Origin of the sequence: Stutzerimonas azotifigens DSM 17556, from assembly GCF_000425625.1 — a bacterium.
Lineage (GTDB): Bacteria > Pseudomonadota > Gammaproteobacteria > Pseudomonadales > Pseudomonadaceae > Stutzerimonas > Stutzerimonas azotifigens.
Window position 1 is genome coordinate 1 of record NZ_AUDU01000091.1, and the last position, 7,527, is coordinate 7,527.

Sequence of the window (7,527 nt, forward strand, 5' to 3'; positions counted from 1 at the left end):
CCTCCAGCCTCCAGCCTCCAGCCTCCAGCCTCCAGCCTCCAGCCTCCAGCCTCCAGCCTCCAGCCTCCGCTTAGAGCATCCTCACCTTCATCGACCTCCCCTTGATCTTCCCCTCGTTCAGGCGCTTGAGCGCCTGGCGGGCGATGTCGCGTTCGACGGCGACCAGCGCCTGGAAGTCGAACAGGGTGATCTTGCCGATCCGGTCGCCGGGCAGGCCCGCCTCGCCGGTGAGCGCGCCGAGGATATCGCCGGGGCGCAGCTTGTCTTTGCGGCCGGCACCGATGGCCAGCGTGACCATCGGCGCCCGCAGCGGGCTGGTGTCGGTGACGTCCACCGATTCGAGTTCTGCCCAGTTCAGCGGCGCCTGCTGCAGGGTCTCGATGGCCGCGGCGCGTGAGGCTTCGGCCGGCGCCACCAGCGACAGCGCCAGGCCCTTCTCGCCGGCTCGGCCACTGCGCCCGATGCGGTGCACGTGGATCTCCGGGTCGCGCGCCAGTTCGACGTTGATCACCAGTTCCAGCCCGGCGATGTCGAGCCCGCGGGCGGCGACGTCGGTGGCCACCAGCACGCACAGGCTGCGGTTGGCGAACAGCGCCAGCACCTGGTCGCGGTCGCGCTGCTCCAGATCGCCGTGCAGGGCCTGGGCGCCGATGCCGGCGGCGCTCAGCTGTTCGGTCAGCTCCTGGCACTGCTGGCGCGTCTGGCAGAAGGCGACGCAGGACTGCGGGCGCACGTGCAGCAGCAGGCGCTGTACGGCGGCAAAACGCTGGCGCGGGTCGATCTCGTAGAAGCGCTGCTCGATCACGCTGTCGCTGTGCTGTGATTCCAGCTGCAGCCGCTGCGGCTGCCTGAGGAAGCGCGCGGCCAACTGCTCGATGCCGGCCGGGTAGGTGGCCGAGAACAGCAGGGTCTGCCGCCGGCCCGGGGTTTGTTCGATGATCGCGGCGATGTCGTCGTAGAAGCCCATGTCGAGCATGCGGTCGGCTTCGTCCAGCACCAGGGTGTTGAGGCCGTCGAACTGCAGCGTGCCCTTGCGCAGGTGTTCCTGGATCCGCCCCGGCGTGCCGACCACCACGTGCGCGCCATGCTCCAGCGAGGCGATCTGCGGACCCAGCGGGGTGCCGCCGCAGAGCGTCAGCACCTTGATGTTGTCGGCGGCGCGGGCGAGCCGGCGGATCTCGCGGGCGACCTGGTCGGCGAGCTCTCGCGTCGGGCAGAGCACCAGCGCCTGGCAGCCGAAATAGCGCGGATTCAGCGGCGCCAGCAGGCCGATGCCGAAGGCGGCGGTCTTGCCGCTGCCGGTGCGCGCCTGGGCGATCAGGTCCTGGCCCTTGAGGATCAGCGGCAGGGCCTGGCTCTGGATCGGCGTCATCTCCCGGTAACCGAGCGCCTCGAGGTTGGCGAGCATGGCCGGGGACAGGGCGAGACTGGAAAAGGCGGGACTGGACACGGCGGCGGGCTTCGAAGGCGGATGGCCCGGCAGTCTAGCAGTTGCGGGGCGAGGCGGGCGCGCTACCGCTCGGCGCGCAGCTCGGCGATGCGGCGGTCCTTCTCGTCCCACAGCCGGCTGACCCAGTCCTGCATCTGTACGCGAAAGGCCGGGTCGTTCTGGTAGTCGCCGCGCCACAGCGCCGGGTCCAGCCGGCGTGTGCGGATGTCGACGATCACCCGCGGCACCTGGCCGCTGATCAGCTCCCAGAAGCCGGGGATGCGCTCGCCCGGGTAGACCACGGTGACGTCGAGCACCGCATCGAGCTGCTCGCCCAGGCTGGCGAGGACGAAGGCCACGCCACCGGCCTTGGGCTTGAGCAGATGGCGGTAGGGCGAGCCCTGCTGCGCGTGCTTGGCGGGGGTGAAACGGGGCCTTCGAGGTAGTTCACCACCGTGACCGGCATGTGCTTGAACTTCTCGCAGGCCTCGCGGGTGATCTCCAGGTCCTTGCCGCGCATGTGCGGGTTGCGTTCGAGGTAGGCCTTGGAATAGCGCTTCATGAAGGGGTAGTCCAGCGCCCAGAAGGCCAGGCCGAGGAAGGGCACCCAGATCAGTTCCTTCTTCAGGAAGAACTTGAAGTAGGGCGCGCGGCGGTTGAATGCCTGGACCAGGGCGGGGATGTCGACCCAGGACTGGTGATTGCTGATGACCAGGTAGGAGGTGTCGCGGCGCAGCTCGTCGCCGCCGCGGATGTCCCAGACGGTGGGGGTGAGGGTGGCGAAGATCCACTTGTCGATCTCCGCCCAGGTCTCGGCGATCCACATCACGCCGTGCGAGCAGCGGTCGCGCAGGGTGGGGATCGGCAGCAGCTTGACCAGCGCCAGCATCATCATCGGGCCGATCAGCACCAGGGTGTTCAACAGCAGGAGCACGGTGACGGCGGTGGCAGTCAGCAGTCGAGGCATCGCAACGGCCCATCGAGGCGGGGCCGCCATGGTAAATCAGAAATCCCGGCCCTGATCGACGAAGCTGTGACGGAGGCCCGGAATGGAAGATCGCATGATGGCCTTTGGCTATCCAGATGCCTATGCTCCGCCGGTCATTCCTGCTCTCCGGTTTTGCGATGCTTAAAAGGATTTCGGTCGCGGATGTTCGCCTGGGCATGTACGTGAAGGAGCTGTGCGGTTCCTGGATGGAGCACTCGTTCTGGAGAACCCAGTTCCTCCTAGGCAGCGAGAGGGACCTGCGACGTGTTCGAGACAGCGGCATTCGCGAGCTGTGGATCGACACGGACAAGGGCCTGGACGTCGAGCGCGGCAGCACTGTCGACGAGGTGGAGGTCGAGGCCGAGGCGCGCCTGCTGGCCGCCGAGGCGGCGCCTGCCACCGCGCCGGTCGCCCTCGACACCGAGCTCGAGCGCGCCTTCCTGCTGTGCGAGCGGGCGCGTGAGGCCGTGGTGAGCATGTTCAGCGATGTACGCATGGGGCAGGTCATCGAGGGCGGCCGGGCCGCCCAACTGGTGGATGAGATTGCCGCGTCGGTGTCGCGGCACCCCGATGCGCTCATCAGCCTGGCAAGGCTGAAGAGGGCCGACGAATACACCTACATGCACTCGATTGCCGTCTGTGCGCTGATGATCGCCCTGGCGCGCCGGCTGGGGCTGGCCGACGCGCTGGTCAGGGAAGCGGGCATGGCCGGGTTGCTGCACGACATCGGCAAGATGACCATCCCCGACACGGTGCTGAACAAGCCGGGCAAGCTGACGGACCGGGAATTCCAGACCATGCGAGGGCACCCGGAGGCGGGAGCGCGCCTGCTTGCCGGCCAGGACGTCGGACAGGTCGCCCTCGACGTCTGCCTGCATCATCACGAGAAGATCGATGGCAGCGGCTACCCGCATGGCCTGGCGGGCGACCAGATCAGCCTGTTCTCGAAGATGGCGGCGGTCTGCGACGTCTACGACGCCGTCACCTCGGACCGCTCCTACAAGAAGGGCTGGGATCCGGCGGAGGCGATTCAAGATGGCCGAGTGGAGCCGGAGCCATTTCGACGAGCGGGTGTTCCAGGCGTTCGTCAAGACCGTCGGCATCTACCCGTCCGGCTCGCTGGTCAGGCTCGAGAGCGGTCGGATCGGCATCGTCATGGAGCAGCACGGGCAGTCGCTGCTGACGCCGCGCGTCAAGGTATTCTTCTCGGCCCGTTCAGGCGTGCCGATCGAGCAGACGATCGTCGACCTGGCGCGCCTGCAGGGGCGCGACCGGATCGTGGCGCGCGAGTCGCCGCAGGACTGGAACTTCAAGGATCTTCCGGAGCTGCTTACCGGCCGGCCGGTCCGCCGATGAGAACCGGAGCGCCGAACGACACGAGGCCCGGAGGGTCTGAACCGCCGACTTCCCGAAAAGAGGACCCTGTTTTGCTCAACCGCCCCTTGCTGATCGCTCTGCTGCTGGCACCGCTGCCTGCCATTGCCGACGTACCGAGACTCTACGGCCTCTACGAGCACGTGCGGATTCACGATATCGACAGAACGTTGAAAGCGAAGATGGATACCGGCGCGATGACCGCCTCGCTGTCGGCGCGCGACATCGAGCAGTTCGAGCGCGACGGTGAAGACTGGGTGCGCTTCCGCCTGGCCGTGGAAGGCGCCGGCGAACGTGTACACGAACACCGGCTGGCGCGCATCAGCGAGATCAAGACGCGCGCCGAAGAGGGTGCCGCCCAGGATGGCGAGGGGGCTGCACGCAGCCCGGGCGTGGCCACCCGCCCGGTGATCGAGCTTGAGATCTGCATCGGCGAGGCGCGCCGGCCGATCGAGGTCAACCTGACCGACCGCTCGCACTTCAGCTATCCCCTGCTGATCGGCTCCACGGCGATCCGCGAGTTCGACGGCGCGATCGACCCGGCGCGCAAGTACACCGCCGACCAGCCGGACTGCTGAGTCGCCGCCGGCCTGCGGGCGGGACGAGGCCGTCCCGCCGCAGCGCCCTGCGCTGGCCCCCCGCGCCGCGCATCCCCCCGCCTAAGGCCGTATATCGGACGTCATTCCCGCCGGGTATACAGGAGGCGCTGACGGCTGCCGTGTCCACCGCCAGCGAGGCGTCTGGCTCGCCGCTTTGCCGTTTCGACGAAAGTCTTAGCGGCGTAACGTCGCAGGCCTGCTACTGTCAACACGCGATAACAAAAACAAAATCTGGAGGACCTATGTCCGGCTCAAAACAAGAGGCTGCCGCGGCCTATTGGAAGGAGAACCTGCAGCTGATGCTCTGGCTGCTGGTCATCTGGTTCGTCGTCTCGTTCGGATGCGGGGTGCTGTTCGTCGACCAGCTCAACGCCATCAACTTCTTCGGCTTCCCGCTGGGCTTCTGGTTCGCCCAGCAAGGGTCCATCTACGTCTTCGTGATCGAGATCTTCTTCTACGTCTGGAAGATGAATCAGCTCGACCGCAAGTACGACCTGCACGAGGAGTGAGGCGAGCATGGATACCCAAACCCTGATCTACCTGGTCGTTGGGGCGACCTTCGCCCTGTACATCGGCATCGCCATCTGGACCCGTGCCGGTTCCACCAGCGAGTACTACGTCGCCAGCAAGGGCGTGCATCCGGTGCTCAACGGCATGGCCACCGGCGCCGACTGGATGTCGGCGGCGTCCTTCATCTCCATGGCTGGCATCATCGCCTTCTCCGGCTACGACGGCTCCGTCTACCTGATGGGCTGGACCGGCGGCTACGTGCTCCTGGCCATGTGCCTGGCGCCCTACCTGCGCAAGTTCGGCAAGTTCACCGTGCCCGAGTTCGTCGGCGCCCGCTACTACTCGCAGACCGCACGCGTGGTGGCGGTGATCTGCGTGATCTTCATTTCCTTCACCTATGTGGCCGGGCAGATGCGCGGCGTCGGCATCGTCTTCTCCCGCTACCTGGAGGTGGACATCAACACCGGCGTCATGATCGGCATGGCAATCGTGTTCTTCTATTCCGTGCTTGGCGGCATGAAGGGCATCACTTACACCCAGGTGGCGCAGTACTGCGTGATGATCTTCGCCTACATGGTGCCGGCGATTTACATCTCGATGATGATCACCGGCAACCCGATCCCGCAGCTGGGCTTCGGCAGCGAAGTGATCGGCACCGGCCAGAGCGTGATCGAGCGCCTCAACGGCCTGGGCGCCGAACTCGGTTTCGATGCCTACACCGACGGCAGCAAGTCGACGCTGGACATCTTCGCCATCACCATGGCGCTGATGGTCGGCACCGCCGGCCTGCCGCACGTGATCGTGCGCTTCTTCACCACGCCTACCGTGCGTGATGCCCGCAAGTCCGCCGGCTACGCCCTGCTGTTCATCGCCATCCTCTACACCACCGCGCCGGCTGTGGCGGCCTTCGCCCGCACCAATCTGCTGACCTCGGTGCCGAACACCGCCTATGCGGACATCCCGGCCTGGTTCAAGACCTGGGAGAACGCCGGCCTGATCGCCTGGATGGACAAGAACGACGACGGTATCGTCCAGTACGGCCCGGGCACGCCCTTCGCCGGCAACCCGACCTACAGCGGCGAAACCGGCCCCGCCGGCCAGCGCCTGCTGAGCAACGCCCCGGCTGCCGGCGCCACCGAGCTGTACGTCGACCGCGACATCATGGTCCTGGCCAACCCGGAAATCGCCGGCCTGCCCGGCTGGGTGATCGCGCTGATCGCCGCCGGCGGCCTGGCTGCCGCGCTGTCGACCGCCGCCGGCCTGCTGCTGGTGATCTCCACCTCGATCTCGCACGACCTGCTCAAGAGCAACATCAAGCCGGACATCAGCGAAAAGGGCGAGCTGCTGGCCGCACGGATTTCCGCCGGTGTCGCGGTGGTCATCGCCGGCCTGTTCGGCATCTACCCGCCGGCCTTCGTGGCGCAGGTGGTGGCCTTCGCCTTTGGCCTCGCCGCGGCCTCGTTCTTCCCGGTCATCGTCATGGGGATCTTCTCCAAGCGCATGAACAAGGAAGGCGCGATCGCCGGCATGGTCGTGGGCCTGACCTTCACCTTCACCTACATCGTCTACTACAAGTTCATCGAGCCGACTGCCGGCGCGAACGAGTGGTGGTTCGGCATCTCGCCAGAAGGCATCGGCACGCTCGGCATGATCTTCAACTTCATCGCCGCCGTGGTGGTGTCGCGGATCACCGCCCAGCCGCCGGAAGAGATCCAGCACCTGATCGAGGACATCCGTGTGCCCCGTGGCGCGGGTGCGGCGATCGCTCACTGAGCCATCGCTGACAAACTCGACAGCGTGACGAAGAACCCCGCCAGCGAGCGCTGCGCGGGGTTCTTCTTTTTTGCCGCCACGCAAACTGCGACCCAGCGCTTGAAACGCGAGGGCCCGATTGCGCGGCACGGCCGCCCTGCGGCAAGGTGCCGGCCTCACATACCGATAAGGATATTGGTCATGTCCGGCAAACCCGCCGCCCGGCTGGGCGACCCAACGGCCTGCCCGAGGAAGGGGCATGGCGACAACCCCATCGTAACCGGCTCGCCAGACGTCTTCTTCGACGGCCTGCCCGCCGCCCGCGCCGGTGATGCCACCGCATGCGGCAGCACCCTGACGGGCAACCTCATCCCCAACGTGCTCATCAATGGCAGGCCCGCCGTCGTCCAGGGCAGCCTCGGCGACCATGGCAATCTGGTCATCGGCGGCTCCGGCACCATCATCATCGGCACCACGCACACCCCGGCGCCCTTCGTTCCGCCCGAACCGCTGAACCTCGGCGGCGCTCCCGTGGCTCGGGCGCCCGCTGCGCCGGCACTGCCGCAACGGCCAGCGGCGCCCAGTGCCCACGCCTGGCAGCAGGAACCCGGCGACCCCACGCCGTACGGGCTGGAAGAGGAAGACGAGGAGGAAGAGCTGGCCAGCCGCCAGGCCGTCACCCTGCGCATCGGCGTGTTCTTCGACGGCACCGGCAACAATGCCGCCAACAGCGCCATCGGCGCCCAGTGCCGCGCGCCGGCGCTCGGCCTCGGCGAGCAGGAGGCCCTGGCCATGGCCCAACGCTGCGAAGCGCACCATCTCGCCCCGGACAGCAGCTATGCCAACGATGTGAGCAATATCTGGCGGTTGTATGA

The 7,527-nt window shown here is 67.0% G+C and carries 5 protein-coding genes and 2 pseudogenes; 5 read left to right on the forward strand and 2 right to left on the reverse strand.

From position 1 onward, the window contains the following. Window positions 1–70: 70 nt before the first annotated feature. Together dbpA and H610_RS23555 are read right to left on the reverse strand one after the other, a co-directional pair. Window positions 71–1,450: an ATP-dependent RNA helicase DbpA gene (dbpA, locus tag H610_RS0108360; protein ID WP_028239246.1), complete on the reverse strand. Its 1,380-nt coding sequence runs from the start codon at window positions 1,448–1,450 to the stop codon at window positions 71–73. 62 nt (window positions 1,451–1,512) lie between these two features. Then, window positions 1,513–2,396: pseudogene (locus tag H610_RS23555) on the reverse strand (acyltransferase). A 158-nt stretch (window positions 2,397–2,554) separates the two neighbouring features. Here H610_RS23555 and H610_RS23560 point away from each other — a divergent pair. The 5 genes and pseudogenes from H610_RS23560 to H610_RS24555 form a co-directional block, all read left to right on the forward strand. Next, window positions 2,555–3,773, forward strand: a pseudogene (locus H610_RS23560) (HD-GYP domain-containing protein). Window positions 3,774–3,844: 71 nt separating this feature from the next. Beyond that, window positions 3,845–4,369 (forward strand): retropepsin-like aspartic peptidase RloA2, encoded by a 525-nt coding sequence (gene rloA2 / locus H610_RS0108380; RefSeq protein ID WP_028239249.1) that lies wholly within the window; start codon window positions 3,845–3,847, stop codon window positions 4,367–4,369. A gap of 263 nt (window positions 4,370–4,632) precedes the next feature. Beyond that, window positions 4,633–4,899, forward strand: a complete 267-nt coding sequence (locus H610_RS0108385) for a DUF4212 domain-containing protein (protein ID WP_028239250.1) — start codon at window positions 4,633–4,635, stop codon at window positions 4,897–4,899. Between the two features lie 7 nt (window positions 4,900–4,906). After that, window positions 4,907–6,673 (forward strand): sodium:solute symporter family protein, encoded by a 1,767-nt coding sequence (locus H610_RS0108390; protein ID WP_028239251.1) that lies wholly within the window; start codon window positions 4,907–4,909, stop codon window positions 6,671–6,673. Window positions 6,674–6,853: 180 nt separating this feature from the next. Continuing rightward, on the forward strand, window positions 6,854–7,527 hold a 674-nt coding region (locus H610_RS24555), incomplete at its 3' end, for a PAAR domain-containing protein (RefSeq protein ID WP_201768356.1).